The sequence below is a fragment of the Sphingomonas faeni genome (assembly GCF_003053745.1).
In the GTDB taxonomy this organism is placed as follows: Bacteria; Pseudomonadota; Alphaproteobacteria; order Sphingomonadales; family Sphingomonadaceae; genus Sphingomonas; species Sphingomonas faeni.
Genome location: NZ_QAYE01000002.1, coordinates 1 through 16,727 on the forward strand (window position 1 = coordinate 1; position 16,727 = coordinate 16,727).

Annotated in this window: 19 protein-coding genes; 8 read left to right on the forward strand and 11 right to left on the reverse strand. The window is 57.3% G+C overall.

Translation table 11 applies throughout. The features are described 5' to 3' along the window. Window positions 1–511: 511 nt before the first annotated feature. From C8J25_RS20640 to C8J25_RS04860, 4 genes are all read right to left on the reverse strand, one after another. Window positions 512–1,087, reverse strand: a complete 576-nt coding sequence (locus C8J25_RS20640) for a GGDEF domain-containing protein (protein ID WP_167397659.1) — start codon at window positions 1,085–1,087, stop codon at window positions 512–514. A gap of 400 nt (window positions 1,088–1,487) precedes the next feature. Then, entirely contained in the window at window positions 1,488–2,297 is an 810-nt protein-coding gene (locus tag C8J25_RS04850) for a Crp/Fnr family transcriptional regulator (RefSeq protein ID WP_146173294.1), read from the reverse strand. A gap of 189 nt (window positions 2,298–2,486) precedes the next feature. Then, the gene (locus C8J25_RS04855) at window positions 2,487–2,918 is read right to left on the reverse strand and encodes a hypothetical protein (RefSeq protein WP_146173295.1); all 432 of its coding nucleotides are present in this window, start codon (window positions 2,916–2,918) and stop codon (window positions 2,487–2,489) included. A gap of 1,005 nt (window positions 2,919–3,923) precedes the next feature. Further along, on the reverse strand, window positions 3,924–4,826 hold the full coding sequence (locus tag C8J25_RS04860; protein WP_107952747.1) for an arginase family protein: 903 nt from the start codon (window positions 4,824–4,826) through the stop codon (window positions 3,924–3,926). Between the two features lie 58 nt (window positions 4,827–4,884). Here C8J25_RS04860 and C8J25_RS04865 point away from each other — a divergent pair, with 58 nt between their 5' ends. After that, a complete protein-coding gene (locus C8J25_RS04865; protein ID WP_208622513.1) occupies window positions 4,885–5,856 on the forward strand; it encodes a LysR family transcriptional regulator in 972 nt (323 codons plus the stop codon). Between the two features lie 218 nt (window positions 5,857–6,074). On the opposite strand, the gene C8J25_RS04870 is transcribed toward C8J25_RS04865, so the two are convergent. From C8J25_RS04870 to C8J25_RS04885, 4 genes are all read right to left on the reverse strand, one after another. Beyond that, the gene (locus C8J25_RS04870) at window positions 6,075–6,512 is read right to left on the reverse strand and encodes a copper uptake system-associated protein (protein WP_107952749.1); all 438 of its coding nucleotides are present in this window, start codon (window positions 6,510–6,512) and stop codon (window positions 6,075–6,077) included. Next, window positions 6,505–7,122 carry an SCO family protein gene (locus tag C8J25_RS04875; RefSeq protein ID WP_208622514.1) on the reverse strand — a complete coding sequence of 206 codons (618 nt, stop codon included), beginning with the start codon at window positions 7,120–7,122 and terminating at the stop codon, window positions 6,505–6,507. Before C8J25_RS04875 ends, C8J25_RS04870 begins: the two co-directional genes overlap by 8 nt. Beyond that, window positions 7,122–7,598, reverse strand: coding sequence for a copper chaperone PCu(A)C (locus C8J25_RS04880; RefSeq protein ID WP_107952753.1), 477 nt, complete (start codon window positions 7,596–7,598; stop codon window positions 7,122–7,124). Before C8J25_RS04880 ends, C8J25_RS04875 begins: the two co-directional genes overlap by 1 nt. A gap of 188 nt (window positions 7,599–7,786) precedes the next feature. Further along, window positions 7,787–8,182, reverse strand: a complete 396-nt coding sequence (locus C8J25_RS04885) for a DUF2946 family protein (protein WP_244186779.1) — start codon at window positions 8,180–8,182, stop codon at window positions 7,787–7,789. A 270-nt stretch (window positions 8,183–8,452) separates the two neighbouring features. Between C8J25_RS04885 and C8J25_RS04890 the strand changes: the two genes are divergently transcribed. Next, the gene (locus tag C8J25_RS04890; protein WP_107952757.1) at window positions 8,453–9,589 is read left to right on the forward strand and encodes a DJ-1/PfpI family protein; all 1,137 of its coding nucleotides are present in this window, start codon (window positions 8,453–8,455) and stop codon (window positions 9,587–9,589) included. 100 nt (window positions 9,590–9,689) lie between these two features. Here C8J25_RS04890 and C8J25_RS04895 read toward each other — a convergent pair whose 3' ends face one another. Next, window positions 9,690–10,286, reverse strand: a complete 597-nt coding sequence (locus C8J25_RS04895; protein ID WP_341871518.1) for a cytochrome b — start codon at window positions 10,284–10,286, stop codon at window positions 9,690–9,692. A gap of 1 nt (window position 10,287) precedes the next feature. After that, complete coding sequence (locus tag C8J25_RS04900) at window positions 10,288–10,623, reverse strand: hypothetical protein (protein WP_107953337.1); 336 nt, start codon at window positions 10,621–10,623, stop codon at window positions 10,288–10,290. Between the two features lie 225 nt (window positions 10,624–10,848). Here C8J25_RS04900 and C8J25_RS04905 point away from each other — a divergent pair, with 225 nt between their 5' ends. From C8J25_RS04905 to C8J25_RS04930, 6 genes are all read left to right on the forward strand, one after another. Beyond that, window positions 10,849–11,829 (forward strand): GlxA family transcriptional regulator, encoded by a 981-nt coding sequence (locus tag C8J25_RS04905; RefSeq protein ID WP_107952762.1) that lies wholly within the window; start codon window positions 10,849–10,851, stop codon window positions 11,827–11,829. A gap of 107 nt (window positions 11,830–11,936) precedes the next feature. After that, window positions 11,937–12,455, forward strand: coding sequence for a LuxR C-terminal-related transcriptional regulator (locus C8J25_RS21365; RefSeq protein WP_107952765.1), 519 nt, complete (start codon window positions 11,937–11,939; stop codon window positions 12,453–12,455). Window positions 12,456–13,227: 772 nt separating this feature from the next. After that, window positions 13,228–13,437, forward strand: a complete 210-nt coding sequence (locus C8J25_RS04915) for a hypothetical protein (protein WP_107952767.1) — start codon at window positions 13,228–13,230, stop codon at window positions 13,435–13,437. A gap of 170 nt (window positions 13,438–13,607) precedes the next feature. After that, window positions 13,608–13,922, forward strand: coding sequence for a hypothetical protein (locus C8J25_RS04920; protein ID WP_107952769.1), 315 nt, complete (start codon window positions 13,608–13,610; stop codon window positions 13,920–13,922). A gap of 975 nt (window positions 13,923–14,897) precedes the next feature. Continuing rightward, window positions 14,898–15,146, forward strand: coding sequence for a hypothetical protein (locus tag C8J25_RS04925; protein WP_146173296.1), 249 nt, complete (start codon window positions 14,898–14,900; stop codon window positions 15,144–15,146). Between the two features lie 102 nt (window positions 15,147–15,248). Further along, window positions 15,249–15,788: a hypothetical protein gene (locus C8J25_RS04930; RefSeq protein WP_107952774.1), complete on the forward strand. Its 540-nt coding sequence runs from the start codon at window positions 15,249–15,251 to the stop codon at window positions 15,786–15,788. Between the two features lie 241 nt (window positions 15,789–16,029). Here C8J25_RS04930 and C8J25_RS04935 read toward each other — a convergent pair whose 3' ends face one another. Further along, on the reverse strand, window positions 16,030–16,665 hold the full coding sequence (locus C8J25_RS04935) for a hypothetical protein (protein WP_107952776.1): 636 nt from the start codon (window positions 16,663–16,665) through the stop codon (window positions 16,030–16,032). Between the last annotated feature and the right edge of the window lie 62 nt (window positions 16,666–16,727).

Sequence of the window (16,727 nt, forward strand, 5' to 3'; positions counted from 1 at the left end):
CCGACCTCGTGATGCTCGACCGCCGCCCGGACCGACCCATCCGGCCCAAACGCATCGCGCAGGATCGCCAGCTTCTCCTCGACCGTCCAGCGGCGTCGACCCGACACCCGCCCGACAATCTCGATACGACCACTCATACGACCGGTCGTATGACTACTCGCTACATCTGCAGCTGGTTCGATAGTCTCGTCCGACATTACGGCCCCGTTCAAAGAGCTGCCATCAACCCGTTGAACGCTCCGCCTACAAGGCGGCCCTCAGACCGCGCTTACGGCTGATAGGCATCGTCAGTCATAAAGAACTCCGTTTAATCGGCGAGCCAGTATGAGCTTACAATCATTTGCACAAGTAGCCGGATGGAAATGTCATGTCACACGGCGTCCTCGTTAAAAAAGCTGCGGCACATTATCCGCGCTACGATTTCTCATCTGCACCGACAGAGCAACGACATATGTCTGTCAGGAAATGTATGCCGGTAGAACATTACCACTGAGCCAAATTCGTTTGCCTATTAGCGTTCCCGCTTTTCAAGTGGACCAGAGCGCGAGAATATCCAGGCGCTTTTTCCAGCGCGCTTAGCCTCGAACATCATATTGTCAGCCAGATTGAGCGTCTCGTTGAGGGTGCTTCCTGTCGCCGCCCCCAAGCTGCAAGTTGCTCTCCATTCAGACGCTTCTAGCGCAGTAATCAGTTCGCGATGGATCTTCTCGGTTTTCCGCTCTGCCGAGGCATCATCTCGCACAGCGAGACAAAACGCGAATTCGTCGCCACCCAGGCGAGCGGTAACGTCATATGGCCGGACAGCTGCGGCAAGCGCCTCTGCTACAATCCGTAATACATCGTCCCCCGCGGAATGGCCGTGGAGGTCGTTCACCGCTTTGAAGTTGTCGAGATCGATCATGCCGCACAGGAGGATACGACCATCGCGAGGAGCCGACAGCTCCAGGCGCTTGCACTCGCGATTGAACGACCGCCGGTTGCCCAGGCCAGTGAGTGGGTCGATCTGCGCGTTGGCACGCTCGCGATCGAAGGTTCTGCGGAACGCTCCCACGAGGAAGATGATAAAAACCACGGCAAACGTTCTCATGCCCGCGTTCCAGGCCGCGGTCCCCGTTGGAATGGAGGAGGCTTGCGCCGAGAGTCCGTCGCCAAATCCGTTGAGGTATAGCGTCGCAAGAACCGCTACCGCTCCAAGGCCCAACCCCACCAGCCTACCTAGGCACCAAGTCGTAAGACAGAGCGGCAGGAGATAGAGGGCGCTGAGGGAATAGTGCGGTCCCGTCGCGCCATCGAGAGCTATGAGGCCTGCCCATAAGGCCGTGACCCGTTTGGCGGCGGTCCAGGGAGCAATGTCAGCAGATCTGCGCAGCATCGCTTCAAGCGGGCTCCACCTTTCTGCTGGCTTGCGGAATCGGCGCGTTATCAAACGCATGGCACCAGCTCGTCGCCAAAGGAGCAACGCATTTGCGCTAACACCAGGAATTTCGTCAGCCCGGCTCCCCTGATTGGCTCATGTGAAGGTAGCGCGTATTGAAGCCAGCTTCGTCCTTCAGGCGATCCCAATCCGGAAATGTAACCCCACGTCCGCTTTGAGTAATGAGACCGTCATTAGACAGGGATTTCAAGGTACGATTAACATGCACAGCCGTCAGGCCGACAGCGTCGCCTATCTGCTCTTGAGTCATGGGCAAGTTGTAGATTCCTCCATGATTAATACCAAGAGCGTCCGACCGGACGGCAAACTCGCACAGTAGATGGGCAATTCGTGCTCGGGCGTCTCGCCGCCCGTTATTCAGTATCCATTCCCTGTAAATGGATGCTTCCACCATACTGCTTGTAATGAATGCCGCATATATTGGTGGTCTCTCGAATATCAGAGACCGTAAAGCTAATATTGGAATTAGGACTACACTGCATCTGGTAAGCGCTTGCAGGTTGTGATCCATTGCCTCGAGGAAAAGGCTTTGTAGGTTAATAACCTCCCCTGCAAGGTGAATGGATACTATCTGGCGCTTACCATCCTTGCTGATTTTGTGGCGGAAGGCGAAGCCGGAAATAAGAACGATGCATTGCGTCGAATGATCGTTGTCACGGTTCATATAGCTGCCGGGTTCGAACGATCGCACCTTGCTTGGCAGGTTCAACAAGACGGCACGATCATCATCGGTCAGCCTCGAGTGCGTCGCCAGCTTTTGTACCATTCGCGCTAGCGACACCGAATTATCATCTGGCATTAACGCCCCCTGCAAAATGCAGGGCAAAATTGCGCGCACTTCAAAGGATACTGTTTCAAGCACCTACAGCTAAGATATAGTGCGCGCCGATACGATAACAACTATCATAGGATATGGTTTAGTATTACGTTTTATATCAAGCGCTTACAAATATGTCTCTGCATGTGAAATACATAACAGACAACCAAGCGCCTGAAATAAACACTTAATGCCTGTTGAAAAGGTGCGGTTCTCTACATCAGCATACGTGACCTATTTGTCATCGCCAATAATATTGCACGATTCATCAAGAAATGTTCGTAAATTCGTCAGGGCATCATTCGACAGAGCTACAACGTCGTTAGTCTGTCTTGGCTCAATTTGTCCTTCTTCAACTAGATGCGCTATCCATCTACTGCCCGATGCAGTGCTGACCTCAGCGCGGGTCATCAACGTTTGCTCTGAAATTATCTCGTTTTTGACGTAGCCGACGAACAAGATGAGCAGCATGCTCCACGCATGCTCGTCGAATATGTCGCTTGGGAATAGGCGTTTGCGTAGAGCGCGAACCGCCAAAATGTCTTCAGCGGCCAAGCCGCGGTCCTGATCGTTTTTCATGCCGATAGTACCGCATAAAACAACGCGGTTGGACCAAACATATGTTTCCAGATTCAGTGTTTCGTATAGAGCGAGATTGTTGCGCAAGAAAAAGATAGCGCGTCTTTAGCGTAATGGAAAAACCCGAAGATCAAGACGCGCTATCACTCTACGCAGCGATAGCGTGGGCGCTGCATCTGGCAGATGTGCGTGGAGAGAGCCTAATCGGTGCTTTTTTAGCCGACGCTCTTCATCTTGCTCAGCAGATAACTGGAAAATAGCAGGCGGTACCAAGCCCCCGCGGTCCGCGAACAGTCGACCAGCCGCTTTTATGTGAGTAACCTAAATTAGGTTCCGGGTGTCCGATTGGCCAAAACGTAGTATTGTCGAGATAGCGCCAGCGGGCCGCCAGCTCTCCGTGTGCAGAAAAGTTACGGAACGCTCAAGTTAGCGCGAATGCGGCAGCGGTGGTGCCGTTCCGCTGGCGCGGCGGATCAGGAAGCGGCATGCGGATCAGTCATTCCGCAGCCGGTGCAAGCGCTTCCCGACGCATGGAGGCCCCGTCGATCAGACGCTCGATGGAAGGCTCCAATGCCAGTCCCATGTCGCTCAGCGCGTATTTTACCCGCTTCCTCAGGAGCAGGTGGTCCGCATCCTTCCCAGTATCGCCATTCCGCAGTCCGATGTGCGTAAAACCCGGTCGTGATCACAGCTGTACGACAAACAGGTGATTCCGGACGGTAGCCTCTCGAGCGTTGCAAAACGCCGTCGCCAACGCCGATTGGCGACTATCGTGTGTTTTCCGTTGCCCAAGGAGTGTACCCGTCATTCCCACAACTCGGTCGAGACGCCATTTCGGGAAAAACGTTTTGGGAACGGTTTTTGAGAAAGGGGCGTGCAGCGGGAGAAATTACTCCTGGCTTTTGCCCGCCGTTCCCGTGGCGGGTTCCTGTCAGGGAGAGCTTCTAGCTGTGTCAGTTACAATATAATCGGTCGCGATGTAACGTCGCTAAGGCGTTTTCCCCATGAAAGGCGCATTGTATGTGCGCTGCCCCATGCCCCCGCACCATGGCGACGGCCGGTCTGGTCCGACCGTCGCTCTGGCACGTTTCATCAGCCGGGTGTGCCGATCAACGGTAGCTGGGCTAACATCCGGTGTAGTGCCAGGCTGTCCCACGGCAGGTGTTCGGTGATTCCAAGTCCGACGATATCAACGACCCCGCTGACATCCGCCAATAAGCGGACGATCTGCTGCATAGTCATTCGGCCCGATGGGTACGTGTCGACCGACGGCACAGCCGGATCGGGGTTCGAGAAAAGTAATGAGCGGAAGAGCGTCGGATCGAGCGCATCGAGGTCGAAGTGAATCGCGAGGTGCTTGGCCCCGGTGGACTGGAGCCAGTCGAGCACGGGCGCGCTTGTGCTGGCCAACGCTTCGGGCCCAGCAGTCCGCAAGCCGAGACGATCGATTAGTTCGTTCTCTTTGGCCTTGATGGCAGGGAAATCGTCCGACGTCTCTCGGCGACCGGCGAACATGACATTGCCGGGCTTCACGGGGCGGGACACCTCTGCGGTGAACTGCGCATCGCCCTCACCGAGCAAGTTGCCCAGCACCATCGTGTGGCCATGCTCGGCTTCGCTGGGTGTAATCACGTCGGGGTGGGTATCGACCCAGAGGATCGCCAGTTCGCCGTCGTACCGCTCATTTAAATAGGCAAACGGCGCTAGATCGACGAGGCAATCTCCGCCAAGCACAACCAGTCGATCCGGTCGATGCTTGTCGATTAGACGCCGAGCGTTCCGCGCTTGGCTGAGTAGCGCGCTTCGGGCTACGATGCCGTTCTCAGACGATAGCAGCACGTCGTCGGGCCGGGCGACCGGAACGTGCTCCACGGGGCCGGTCGCCGTTGGCGCGAGCCAGTTCAGTAACTCCGAACCGAAATGATAGGCCGGATTATTACCTCCCTGCCATTGCGGAAAAAGCAGGCGCAGGGTTGTCGAAGCGGAGCTGGTCATAGGGGTCCTGTTCAATGATATCGTCTAGTAAGGATCGATATAGTCACATGATTGTCGAATGGGCTTCGACACTGCGGAGACAAACGCTCATATTAGCGCTCCTGTGACGCAAATGGGAAAGCGGCGAGAGGCGAAGATGGCGGGCACGAACCTCAACGAAATCCTGGTGTTCGTCGCGATAGTCGATGCCGGAAGCTTTGTCGGAGGAGGTCTAGCGATGGGGCTGACCCGGTCGGCCGCGGCCAAATCGATCGGACGTTTAGAAGACCGGCTGGGCACCCGCCTTCTGAACCGGACGACACGAACAATCAGCCTGACGGACGAGGGACGCAACTTTTACGATCGGGGACTCGCTGTGTTGCGCGCCGTTGAGGATGCGGAAGCGAGCGTAGGAGGACGTGCTGGAACGCCGCGTGGTCTCCTCCGGCTGACCGTTCCCGACGCTTACGGCCGGCTTGTGATCCTGCCGCTAATTGCACCATATCTCGCTGCGTGGCCCGAGCTTCAAATGGAGGTCAGCTTTACTGATCGACAAGCCGATATCGTGGAGGAAGGCTTCGATCTCGCCATCCGTATTGGCGAGGCGCCGTCCGATACACGGCTCGTGTCACGGGTCGTCGCTCGGTATCGTTGGGCGTTGGTAGCGGCGCCGTCCTACATCGCTGCTCGTGGGGAGCCCAAGGAAGTAGCGGAGATCGCAGACTTTGATCGTCTTGTTTTCAGCAGTCGCGGTAGAAGACAGGGCTGGCGGTTTCGCGCGCCAGATGGTTCGTGGATCATGGCACAGGGACGTAGCCGGCTCAGGTTGGACAGCGGCGAGGCTATTCGCGACGCTGCTGTTGCTGGCCTTGGTCTCGCCTTCCTACCCGAATTCGTCGTTGCCGAAGACTTAGCTGCTGGTCGTCTCGGTCGCGTACTCGCTAACTACGACGGTGGAGACGCGGTGATCACAGCAATATACCCGAGCCGCCGTTTGCTCGAACCGCGGGTTAGAAGGTTCATCGATCTCCTATCAGAGCATCTGGGTTGACGGCGCCTATCAAGCGATGAGCCTTAAGACTGCCTTATATGGCCTCGCATTGTTGACCTTGGCCACTTCATTCCACCTTGGCATTTAACCGGTGTGCGCCGCCAAGCGAACAGCAGGTCTGACGCTTTCGCGCCAGCGCGGCTCCCAGGATTAGTGCTTTGGGCTAGTGCTGGCGAGCCCGCCGCGGCGCCGGCGAGCGCGACAGCAGAATAAGGTTTTCATTTCCCCCCCAGGGTCTTGAGATATCTCTCATGATCCGCGGCCGTCCCAACGAAGCGCTTCATGCGGGCGAGCCGTTCGGGCGGCAGCGTGGCCTCTGCGGCGGCAAGCCGATCGGCGATCCATCCCGCGTTGAAGTCTGGCACTCCGGCCCGCCTCAGGTTCTCGGCTCGACGGATGGAATCGCCGCTGCACAGCACCAGCGACCAGCCGTAGGTGCCGCGCTCGAACAGTGCCCGGCCACCGAAGTCGCCCTGGGTCCAGTCGGCAATCGCGTGATCGCCACTGATGACGATAGGTCCGATCTCGATTGGAAAGCGGGGGCTGCCAAAGTGCGCCTCGGTCACCTCGCGGATACGGCCTTTTTCAACGACGGTGTTCTGAATGCCGCAGCCAGCGAGCGCGATTGCGCCCGCCAGTGCCAGCCACCTATGCATTGATAAGCCGGCTCAGGCGTCTGACTGCCTGATCTTCCGGTTCCTTCGCGTCCATCGTATCTGCGAATTGCCCGTCGCGATCGAAGAGCAGAATGCGGGCTGTATGATCGATCGTGTAATCGCCATTGGGTAGCGGCACACGTTCGACATAGATCTTGAAGCTTTTCTCCATACGCTTCAGCTCTGCCGGATCGCCCGTGAGGCCGATGACCGGCGCATCGAACATGGACAGGAAGCTCGCAATGTCCTCGCGCTTGTCGTGCTCGGGATCGACTGAGACAAAAACGACGTTCATCTTGCCTGCTTGCGTGCCAAGCTTCTTATGGAGCAACGCCATGCGTGCCATCGTGGTGGGGCATACGTCGGGGCAGCGGGTAAAGCCGAAAAAGATCGCATACGGCTTTCCCTTCAGCGTCTGATCGGTGACGGTCTGGCCCTTAGTATCAACGAGCTTGAAGCCCCCCCCGGGGCCGGCGTGCTCTGCCGCTGAGGTCCGATTGTTGGTATCTGGACTTGCAGAACAGCCGGCGATGCCGACTGCCAGTCCGGATGCCAGCAAAGCCCTGATTGCTACTCCACGCGGCTGCGTGCGTGCGTTGGATACGCTCATCATTGGCGCCCCCCCTGGCGAACGCCAGCGACGGTCGAGCCTGCACCGACGACCTTGAAAGCGATCCTAACATCTCCGGCGCGCGCGAAGCGCAGCGTTGCAGGAATGCGTTCTCCCGCCTTGAGCGGTGACTTAAGCCCGATTAGCATGATGTGATTACCACCGGGTGCAAGCGATGCCTCGCCACCCGCCGGTATCTCAAGGCCATTGGGAAGGGGTCTCATTCGCATGATGCTGTCGTCGAGCGACATGGTGTGGATCTCGACCTTCGCAGCACGAGGTGATGTGGCGGAGACGAGCTGATCCGGCTGCGTGCTTGTGTTCCGTACCGTCACATAGCCCGCACCGATGTTTGCGCGGGGCGACGTGGCACGAGACCAGGGATCAGCAGCGGTGATCGAACCTTTACGTGCGATCTGCGCAGACAAAGGCGAAGCAAGCGCGGCGATAAGCGCCAACGCGATACGAGGTGTCATGGGAATTCCTAGAGCGACACGGCGCACCCCCTCGATCGAAATCCATTATCGCAAGGAGGGGCGGGCGCCCGAAAGGCTGCACTGCACGCTCGACGAAGTCAGGATGCGACTGCGAGGCACGTCGGAAGACGGGCTTTGCCCGTCGGGAGAACATACCTGAGTTGGTTCAGGCAGTCGGCGTACTCGGATCAGACGCCCTGAGGTGGTCCGCGTAGGTGTGGGCGCAGGTAGGACGCCGAGCGGATGATCGTTGGAGACAAACCGTACAGCGCGAGCGCGGCGACAAAGGCGAGCGCTGCAACGAGTAGAGATGGGTCGACGGCACTTAGCGCCTGGGCAGACAGGCTGGAGAACGCACACGGTATCTCTGCCTTGCCATGCTCCTTCGATTTCTCATGCTCCGGCATGGTGTGATCCATGCCGGCCATGTCCATCGCCATCGATGGCTGCTGTTGTTCAACGCCGGAGCACAGGGTCACGGCGATCCGTCCATGATTGACGGAGATCATGTACCCGGTGGGAATCAGAATGCGCAGCGCCAACACAGCGACGCAAATCAGCGCGGCTAATAGGGTATGAGCCAAGACGAGACGGCGGATTGCTTGCACGCAATGGCACTACGTAGGACGCTCCACACTGTCACTGGGGCATTTCGTCTCACGTCCCTTCATCGATCAAGCCATTAGCCGCGGATTCCTGGGACCAACTCAGTCGCGCAGAGACACATTGTTGGCGATGGCAAAATTATGCCTGCCAGCGGCAATTGGTATGGCCGAAAGCCAGTGATCCACGTCCTTTACGCCATGATGCTACTCTCAGACAGGTGTCCAACACATCAAGACACAGGGGTGCCAATGCGTACTATCAATCGAAGGACGGCCATCGTCTCTGCAGCAGTAACCCTTGGCGGAGCGGCATTAGGTAGCAGAGCTATCGCCGGGCAGGCCGAGACGGTCTCCGGGGTCTTTGACGCATCCAAGAACGCCAGCGTGGAGAAGATCGCGCCTTACCAGGCACGCTATGGCCGCACCAAGCCTCTCGTTGCTATCGTCGGCCTGAATGAGGGCACGATTATCAGTGACTTCTGCATCCCGTTCGGTGTGATGGCACGCTCCGGCGTCGCCGATGTCATGGCGGTTTCGATCAAGCCCGGTCCTGTGAAGATGCAGCCGCTCACCTTCCAGCTCCAAGCCACGGTCGACGAGTTTGACAAGCGACATCCAGAAGGTGCCGACTACATCTTCGTGCCAGCGGTCGAAAACGATAGCGATCCTGAACTGCTAGGCTGGATCAAGGCGCAGGCCGCCAAGGGCTGCACCGTAATCAGCATCTGCTACGGCGCAATGGCTGTTGCCAATACGGGCTTGTTCGATGGCCACCGGGCCACATCCCACTACAGCAATGAAGGGTTCCGGGCTAAGCGGTTCCCCAAGGTCAAGTGGCAGAAGAACATACGCTACGTCGCTGACGGTAAAGTCGCTTCCAGCGCCGGGGTCAGTGCATCAATGCCGACGTCGATCGCATTGGTCGAAGCGATCGCAGGTCCGGCAAAAGCCGCTCAGGTTGCTCGCGACGTGGGCATCGATAACTGGAGCTCGAGGCACAACAGCGATGCATTCCAGTCTGACCCTGGCAATGCAAACATGCCTGCCCGCGATGCCCGGCCGGACGTCACGCTGGGCATCCCAGTGAAAGCCGGCGACGATGAGATCGCACTCGCGCTGACGGCAGAGGCTTACAGCCGGACGGGTAATACGTTTGGCTATGCCGTTGCATCGAGCAAGGCACCGGTGCGGCTGGCTCACGGCCTTATCGTGCTGCCTGACATGGTTGCCGGCAGCGCGAAGGTCAGCCGCATGCTAGCCCCGCTCGAGGCGCGTGAGGCGACATTCGCCCTGGATATCGCGCTGACTGACATCGCAAAAACGTATGGCCCGAAAGCCGCACGCAACGTTGCCCTGTTCATGGAGTATCCGGGCAAGATTGGGTAATTGCGGTAGCGATCTGCCCCTGGCCCACACCAGAGCCTGGCCAGTAATCGGCGGTACACGCGAGAGCGCTGACAAATCAGCGCTCTCAAGGCGTGCGTGCCTACAGCATTCGCGGCAGAACGTCGCTACCGGGGCGCTTGTCGAAATACCGGTGCTTCACCACGCCAGCGACGTGAAGGACGATCATCGCCAATAAGGTGTAGGCCATGATTTTGTGAAGGAGCTGGAATGCCGCGAAACGCGCGTCATCCTTGGGAAGGAGTTCGGCAACGGGGAAGCCGAAAAAGGTAACCCCATCGCTGTGGCTGTAGCTGCTCGACATCGCATACCCCATCAGCGGCACCGCCACGAGCAACATGTACATGGCTGCGTGGACCAGCTTCGACAGCCGCGCTTCCCATACACCCATGCCGGGGGCGGAAGGCGGAAGCGTCGCTCGCAACCGGATCACGATCTGGATCACAACCAGTCCGAAAATCAGTAGCCCAAACGATTTGTGAGTTGGATAAAGCGTGCCGTACTTCCACGGTGTCGCGTCATCGAGGCTCGTCATCAACGACCCCGCCGCAATCATCCTGATGACTAGCACGGCACGAGTCCAGTGTAGCATTCGCAAGGAAAGCGGATAGCGCAGGCCGTCCCACCCAGTCACCGGAAGCGCTGAGGGTTGCTGTTGTGCAGGCGGGACGGTGGCCACCTTACTTGCTCACCGAGAAGCCGCCATGGATAGGCGTGCTTTTCAGCGGCGTGCCCCGCAACATGCGCGCGAGTGCCTGCCCAGGCGTCAGGCGTCCTTTGGTCAATGCGGTCTTGATGGTTCGGGTAGGTCGGCTCCTTACCTGATCCAGATCGATAGACACCGGACAGCGCGTGATGCTGGTGAACTTTGCGAGAGCCTTGTCGAGCTCCATTGGCGCGATCGCGATTCGAATGCGATCATTTTGACAGTCGTAAAAGCTGGCATCTTGCGCGGTGGCGGGATGTGGCAGGAGGGCAGCGATGGAAAAGGTAGCTGAGAGCAGGAACGTGCGCATGAAATCTCCGTGTTTGGGGGGCGGCTGGTGCGGCTTAGAATGGTTCGGGTGGACGGCCGAGGATATCATCAGCCGTACTGAACGATCGCTCGGCCGATCTACGCCGCCCCCGGCACTTGGCTGTAGGGCATTAATCCCTCGATTTCGGCCATAGGCTGCTTTTGCCGATGCGTCCGGAAGCAACTTGCTTAGGAGGTGGTTTGGCTTGGTTCATTAGGAGGTACGATGTCAGCGCCGTTCGCTTTCTACCTTTGCGAAGGCTTTCAACTTCTGGATCTGGCCGGGCCAACGGCCGCTTTGACTGCGGCAAACCGTCTGCTTGGCGCAGAGTATTACCGAATCGAACTCATCTCCAAAGACGGCGATACTGTGTTGGGTGATGCGGGGCTGAGCCTGACGGCACGCCTTGCGGGGGCGTCCCCCGCCGAGACGGTTGTGGTGGTGGGCGGCATGATCGAACCGATGCTGGAACCTGACAACATTGCAGGTATCCAGCGTGCATCTGCCGAAGCCTCGAGCATCGCAAGCATTTGCACCGGTGCGTTCCTGCTTGCCGCTGCGGGCTATCTGGACGGCAAACGAGCGACAACCCACTGGCAGTTCGCACAAAGACTGCAGGATCGATATCCTAGAGTGACGGTCGATGCAGACCGGATTTTCATCAACGATGGTGCGATCTGGACGTCAGCGGGCATGACCGCTGGTATTGACCTGATGCTGGCACGAATTGAAGTTGATCATGGCGCAGAAATGGCCAAATCGGTATCACGCGAGCTCGTCGTGTATCACCGGCGACCAGGTGGACAATCGCAGTACGCGGCAATCTCACAGATGGAGCCGCGGACCGACCGCATCCGCAAGGCGCTAACCTACGCACGCGACCACCTCTCAGAACCGTTATCAATCGATCGGCTTGCTGAGGCTGCCTGCCTGAGCGTTCGTCAATTCACTCGCCTGTTTCGGAAGGAAACGGGTGAAACGCCAGCACGTGCGATCGAACGTCTGCGCTGCGAAGCCGCACGCATCCGCCTCCGCGACGGGAATGAACCTGTCGGGACGGTCGCGCTGCTTGTCGGGTTCGCAGATGCAGAGCGCATGCGGTGTGCGTTCCTGCGCAGCTTTGGTCATCCCCCACAGACCCAGCGTCGGCTCGATCAGCCGCTTTCAGTAAACACTAGCGGCCTTTCCTGCTGGCCTCCGGGGTAACGGCGCCGACGCACCGGATCCGGAAATTCTTCCCAATCGGGAATGGCGATAGATGATGCAGCGCCGTACTGATCCGTCACCATTAATCCGGACCTGATAGGATCGTCGTGTCAGAAGCGCCGTTCGGTTTGAGCGAAAAAGAGCGTGAGGTACTGCGGCTGCTAACTCAGGGGCACGACGCGAAAAGTGTAGCCACCTCCTTGGGCCTGGCAGTTCATACCGTTAACGAGCGCCTTCGGGAGGCTCGCGCTAAAACGCAATCGAGCAGCAGCAGAGGAGCTGCACGCCTCTTGGCTGAGATCGAAAAGGCCAAAAATCTTGGACCCATAAAAACTGTGGTTTCGCCAACGCCCGCCGCCCCGCAACAGTCGGGGCCGCCCCACGTCGGGGCAACGGAGAGCTCGCCATTTTCGAGCCGCTGGAGATTCCTCACCATGCTGACAGCATTCGTAGCCGCAGCCGCGATCGGGGGCATTCACCTCATTTCAGGTGAGGCGCCCAAGCCCGCGGCCCCGAAGGTAATCTCCACCTTTCCGACGCAAGGCGCTACCGTAGAACCCGGCCCAACAGACCTAAGCGTCACGTTTGACCGACCTATGCGGCCAAGGAGCTATTCCTTCGTTTAAAGAAGTGCTGAGACTTACCCCAATTGCGGTACGAACCAGCCAACGCAATCGGCCGATGGGAGAACCTTCACGCTAACATGCGAGGCCGAACCTGATCGCCGCTACGAAGTCTGGTTCAACAATCCGCCGTACACGAACTTCACTGATCAGAATGGCGCGCCCGCAGTTCCGTTCAGACTGAATTTCCAAACAAAGCCAAATGCGAACCCCGCCCAATAGCGAGCACTGGCGCTACGGCCGCCTCAACCCATGCGGGGCCGGGAGCGGCCACTTGCCACACATACGGTCGTTAGCGATCGGTTCCGAGTTTCCCATTTCACCATCCAGACTGTGAGAAAACTCGCTGGGCACGCCGCACCTGGCGTTTTCCTCCTGGAGGGGGGATGAGGGCGCTAAATCCGGGTTTGCTTCTGTACCGGCGGTGGAATGGCTCGATGAGAGCATGTCTGACGCTGTGCCGGCGTAGTTGGCGGCGCGGATCAGGCCCTCACCGCCCGTATCATGCCCGGGATGCCGATGACGGTGTTGGCTCGCGTAACATTATAGGCGAGCGCGGTTAGGCTGAACTCGGCGCCCGCATTCTCCAATCGGGCAGCGAGTTTTCGAACAGTCTGCCATCTTTTTTCGGAAAGGCCGCAGCGTCGGGCGACGGCCGCCAACGCTATCCGCCTTCCCGATAGCGGACGGTCCGCATTCCTTCCCATTTAGGCCATTCCGCTTCCGCTCAATGGCGAACATAGCGATTGCGCCGCCATAAAGTAGGAAGTGCACCATGACCGATGACGAACGTCAGCTGCTGACCGCACTTGCTTGGATGTGCGAGCAGTATCTCGGCAGTGGGAAGGCCGATTGGCTGGATCACGAGGCTATGGGAGCCGGTGAAGACGCCGTTGCTCTCCTTGCGAAGTATGGGCTTGTTTCACCATCCGGACGAGGTGGTGCTTGGACTGATGCCGGCAAAGCGGTGTTGACGGCGGCTTAGCGAACGGCAGCTAACCAACTTCCTCGTCGCAAAGCAGCCAGTCCGCTTTCCTTCCCATCCCGGCCATTCGTGATGCAAAAACCAAAAGTTTTGCATCAAAATCAGTAGGGCAAAACCGCCGTGGGCTGACCCCACTTGCAAGCATTCAATAGCCCTTGCATGACGAGCAAATGCTGATTTTACCGCTCGTCATCGTTGGCATCATTTTGGGTGTTGCCCTGATTGCGGGCGCAGTAGCCGCTGTTTGCCGTCTGCTCACCAAGAGCAATGCGTTGTCCCTGACATTAGGGACTCTCAGTATGCCAGTTCTAATCGGCGCTTCATTTGTTGATTGGATAATGACGATGGAAGCGGACGACACCGCGCCCGGTAATGTCATAATCGGGAGCTTGGTCGCGCTTGTGGTAGTCACGCCTATCGCGCTGCTTGCCAGTCGCCTCACAATCAGATTCCTGTCTAAACGCGCTTCGCGGAACGGCAGCTAACCACTCGCTCTCCCGCAGGCGTGATGCAAAACTCACAAGTTTTGCATCAATTTAAAAATGGCGAGAATTCAAGCACTTCCGGTGCATAAATCCAATGCGCAATCCGCGCATGATTTACGGCTATGCACCCGCCTCACCCAATCAAGCGACGATATTGCGGCTGCATCGGAGTATGATTGAATAGCTGGGTTGGATGTAAAATCAGACGAAAGGCTTTGGGCGTAGGAATGCCTTTAGGGGCACTATCTCGGCGTAAGAACGAAATCATATGGCCCACTGTAATCCGCCCCCCACATGGAAATACGATTGGGCCGTTCCCGCCTGGCGTCATAAGCATTTGTTATATTTGTTCGATACGGATAACGCCAAAAGCTAAGACGGTTTCTCTGAGCTTTAGGAAGAACCTCGACCTGATGATCCACCGTAATAACCGGATCGCCATCAACATCAGCGTCTAAGTCAGTCTTTATTACATAAAGGCGATAACTGGCAGATTTCCTGTTAAACATCATATGACCGTCCTGTAGCATAACACTGCCACAGCAAATGCTTATGTATAATACATTTGCCAACGATGATGAAATGGGAGGCGTAGGTTTTAAAAGACCTACTATAGCCAAAATAAATATTGCGAGACCCAGCGCGGCTGAGATCCACCTTGCCCTTGCGAAAAAATCTTCTACGCCTTCCATAATCTCTATTTCCAACGCTAGGGTCCGTGTCGCATCGTTTGCAAAGGAGACGACTTGCCACCGGAGGTTTCTGCGAATGATACGATACGCATCGGATCTGTGCATCAAGAAAACCTGAGAACTCCGCCGTTCTCAGCCTGATCTAAAATTTGTGAGTTTTTCATCGCGTCGGGGCTGAGGGCTAAATCGTTACGTAGGGGTATTTGTCAGCAGTCCAGGTGGATACTCGACGGATTGGCAACGGGGAGACGCGGTGATGATGGCAACGATAATCACGTTCGGAATGACCCTGATCGCATCCTTGCAGACACAGAATATGTCAAAGGCGAATTCATCGTTTCAACATGCAGCGCCTGCCGTGCCCGAGAGCAAAAAGCCTGTTTTTCCATATCCTATGTACGTGTTGCCCGTTCAACAAAGGGACGATCGCACGCCGAAGCAGCGTTGCTGGGATAATGAAACCGCTAGGATTGGGGAAACCCTCAGCGACCTCGATCGGCGTGCGATCGATCTAAAATGCAGCCAGCGCTAACGATCAAGCTTCATGCAAAACTCGTGAGTTTTGCATCAGGAGCGTGGAAATGTGATCCGAAGCGGATATTGACGAGCAGTTGAACCGCGATACCCTGCAACGATGCGGATGTTGGCACTTCTCACGATGTTCTTTGCTGCCGCAGCGTGCGGTGTCGCAACCCAGCCGGTCAGCAACGAAACTGTTGCTGCCTTCGAGGTCCCGCTCCCGCAGGCCAAGGATCGCGCAGAATTTCTAGCTATCCTACGTGATACGGCGCGGACGGAAGGAGCGCACGTCGATGCTGCGAGCGACGACGATTTACGGGACACCGGGACTGCAATGCCGCAAGCCAAAATGAGTATCCACGCTGCGGTATGGCGAGGATCGGACGACAAAGAATCTTGGGCCACCATTATGGATCAGGCTGATCATCTTGGTCAGGTCTGGATCATGTTCGCGCGAGGTGAGGACGAGAAACTAGCCCTTCGTTTTCAAGAAAAAGCGATGCGCGAAGTCAAAGCACGATGGCCCGGTACATTATCACTATCGATCGTCAATCGCTCGACCATCCCCCTACATAGCGATCTTGTGAGGACGCCCGATGGCTATCGCATCGATCCATCCGCTGCTTCGAAATACAGTAGCAGGCCAGCGACGTGAGGTCAGGTCGGCTCGTGGGTTAGTTGATGCAAAACTTTTGATTTTTGCATCAGGATGGCCGGAATGGGAAGGAAAGCGGCCCGTCCGCTATTGGGAAGGCAGATGGGGTTAGCGGACGTTGGCTGATGCCGCGGCCTTTTCTCAAAAAGGGATGCTATTTTGAGAAACAGCCGCCCCCCGATCTGTCTGATCCGAAAACAAATTGCCATCTGTACGCGGTGTCACACCCTTCGGTCTGACCTTAGCTGGGAACGCAAGCTTCTACCGGGATAACGTTAGGCGCGGCACCCGAAGGGCGAAAAACGCGAACGGCGCTTCCGACCTGCTGACGTTGTAGGTTGAGACAGTAACGGGACGAGTGGGCCGTGGCCTCCAGCAATTGATAGTCGGCTAGTGAGATCGGGATCGGGCGTTCCTCCCCCTGCCTGTCGATCAAAACAACAGGCTGCGATTTGCGCATACGATATGAGACGATCGGAAAGTGCGCCCAGGTAATCGGGGAGCTACTATCCGCAAAGGCTCGCATGTTGGCTGCACGCCACGCGACATGGTCGAAAATGACCGCGTAGAACGTCCCGAACGTAACAAGCACCAGCGAGGCCATGATAACCTTTCGTCGGAATGACGCCTCCGCTCGCGTTCGCGTAGAGTAGCGGACGACGAACCAGCCGAGCATGACTCCAAGGAACGCGCCAAGCCAAGTCACCCCGCCAAGGAAGCGCCCGTTGATCGGCGTGACCAGAGCAGTATCAGCCGCATTGATGTCGAACACCCACAGACAGAATACCGCTGCATAGAGCCCGAACACGATGCGTTCGGTTAGTGTAAGACGCTGGCGGCTCGGCAACCCGACACCGGGGAGGTTGGTGGGTGACATGATCCCGATTTAGTGCCGAATGCTAAATGAGCCGTAAGCGCTTAGGCGCTGTACCGTCTCCT

Excerpts from the sequence above, each read along its gene's own strand:
- C8J25_RS20640 (WP_167397659.1), bottom strand. The coding sequence starts at position 1,087 with ATGAGAACGTTTGCCGTGGTTTTTATCATCTTCCTCGTGGGAGCGTTC.
- C8J25_RS04860 (WP_107952747.1), bottom strand. The coding sequence starts at position 4,826 with ATGACCAGCTCCGCTTCGACAACCCTGCGCCTGCTTTTTCCGCAATGG.
- C8J25_RS04865 (WP_208622513.1), top strand. The coding sequence starts at position 4,885 with ATGGGCTTCGACACTGCGGAGACAAACGCTCATATTAGCGCTCCTGTG.
- C8J25_RS04870 (WP_107952749.1), bottom strand. The coding sequence starts at position 6,512 with ATGCATAGGTGGCTGGCACTGGCGGGCGCAATCGCGCTCGCTGGCTGC.
- C8J25_RS04875 (WP_208622514.1), bottom strand. The coding sequence starts at position 7,122 with ATGAGCGTATCCAACGCACGCACGCAGCCGCGTGGAGTAGCAATCAGG.
- C8J25_RS04880 (WP_107952753.1), bottom strand. The coding sequence starts at position 7,598 with ATGACACCTCGTATCGCGTTGGCGCTTATCGCCGCGCTTGCTTCGCCT.
- C8J25_RS04890 (WP_107952757.1), top strand. The coding sequence starts at position 8,453 with ATGCGTACTATCAATCGAAGGACGGCCATCGTCTCTGCAGCAGTAACC.
- C8J25_RS04900 (WP_107953337.1), bottom strand. The coding sequence starts at position 10,623 with ATGCGCACGTTCCTGCTCTCAGCTACCTTTTCCATCGCTGCCCTCCTG.
- C8J25_RS04905 (WP_107952762.1), top strand. The coding sequence starts at position 10,849 with ATGTCAGCGCCGTTCGCTTTCTACCTTTGCGAAGGCTTTCAACTTCTG.
- C8J25_RS04915 (WP_107952767.1), top strand. The coding sequence starts at position 13,228 with ATGACCGATGACGAACGTCAGCTGCTGACCGCACTTGCTTGGATGTGC.
- C8J25_RS04920 (WP_107952769.1), top strand. The coding sequence starts at position 13,608 with ATGCTGATTTTACCGCTCGTCATCGTTGGCATCATTTTGGGTGTTGCC.
- C8J25_RS04925 (WP_146173296.1), top strand. The coding sequence starts at position 14,898 with ATGACCCTGATCGCATCCTTGCAGACACAGAATATGTCAAAGGCGAAT.
- C8J25_RS04930 (WP_107952774.1), top strand. The coding sequence starts at position 15,249 with ATGCGGATGTTGGCACTTCTCACGATGTTCTTTGCTGCCGCAGCGTGC.
- C8J25_RS04935 (WP_107952776.1), bottom strand. The coding sequence starts at position 16,665 with ATGTCACCCACCAACCTCCCCGGTGTCGGGTTGCCGAGCCGCCAGCGT.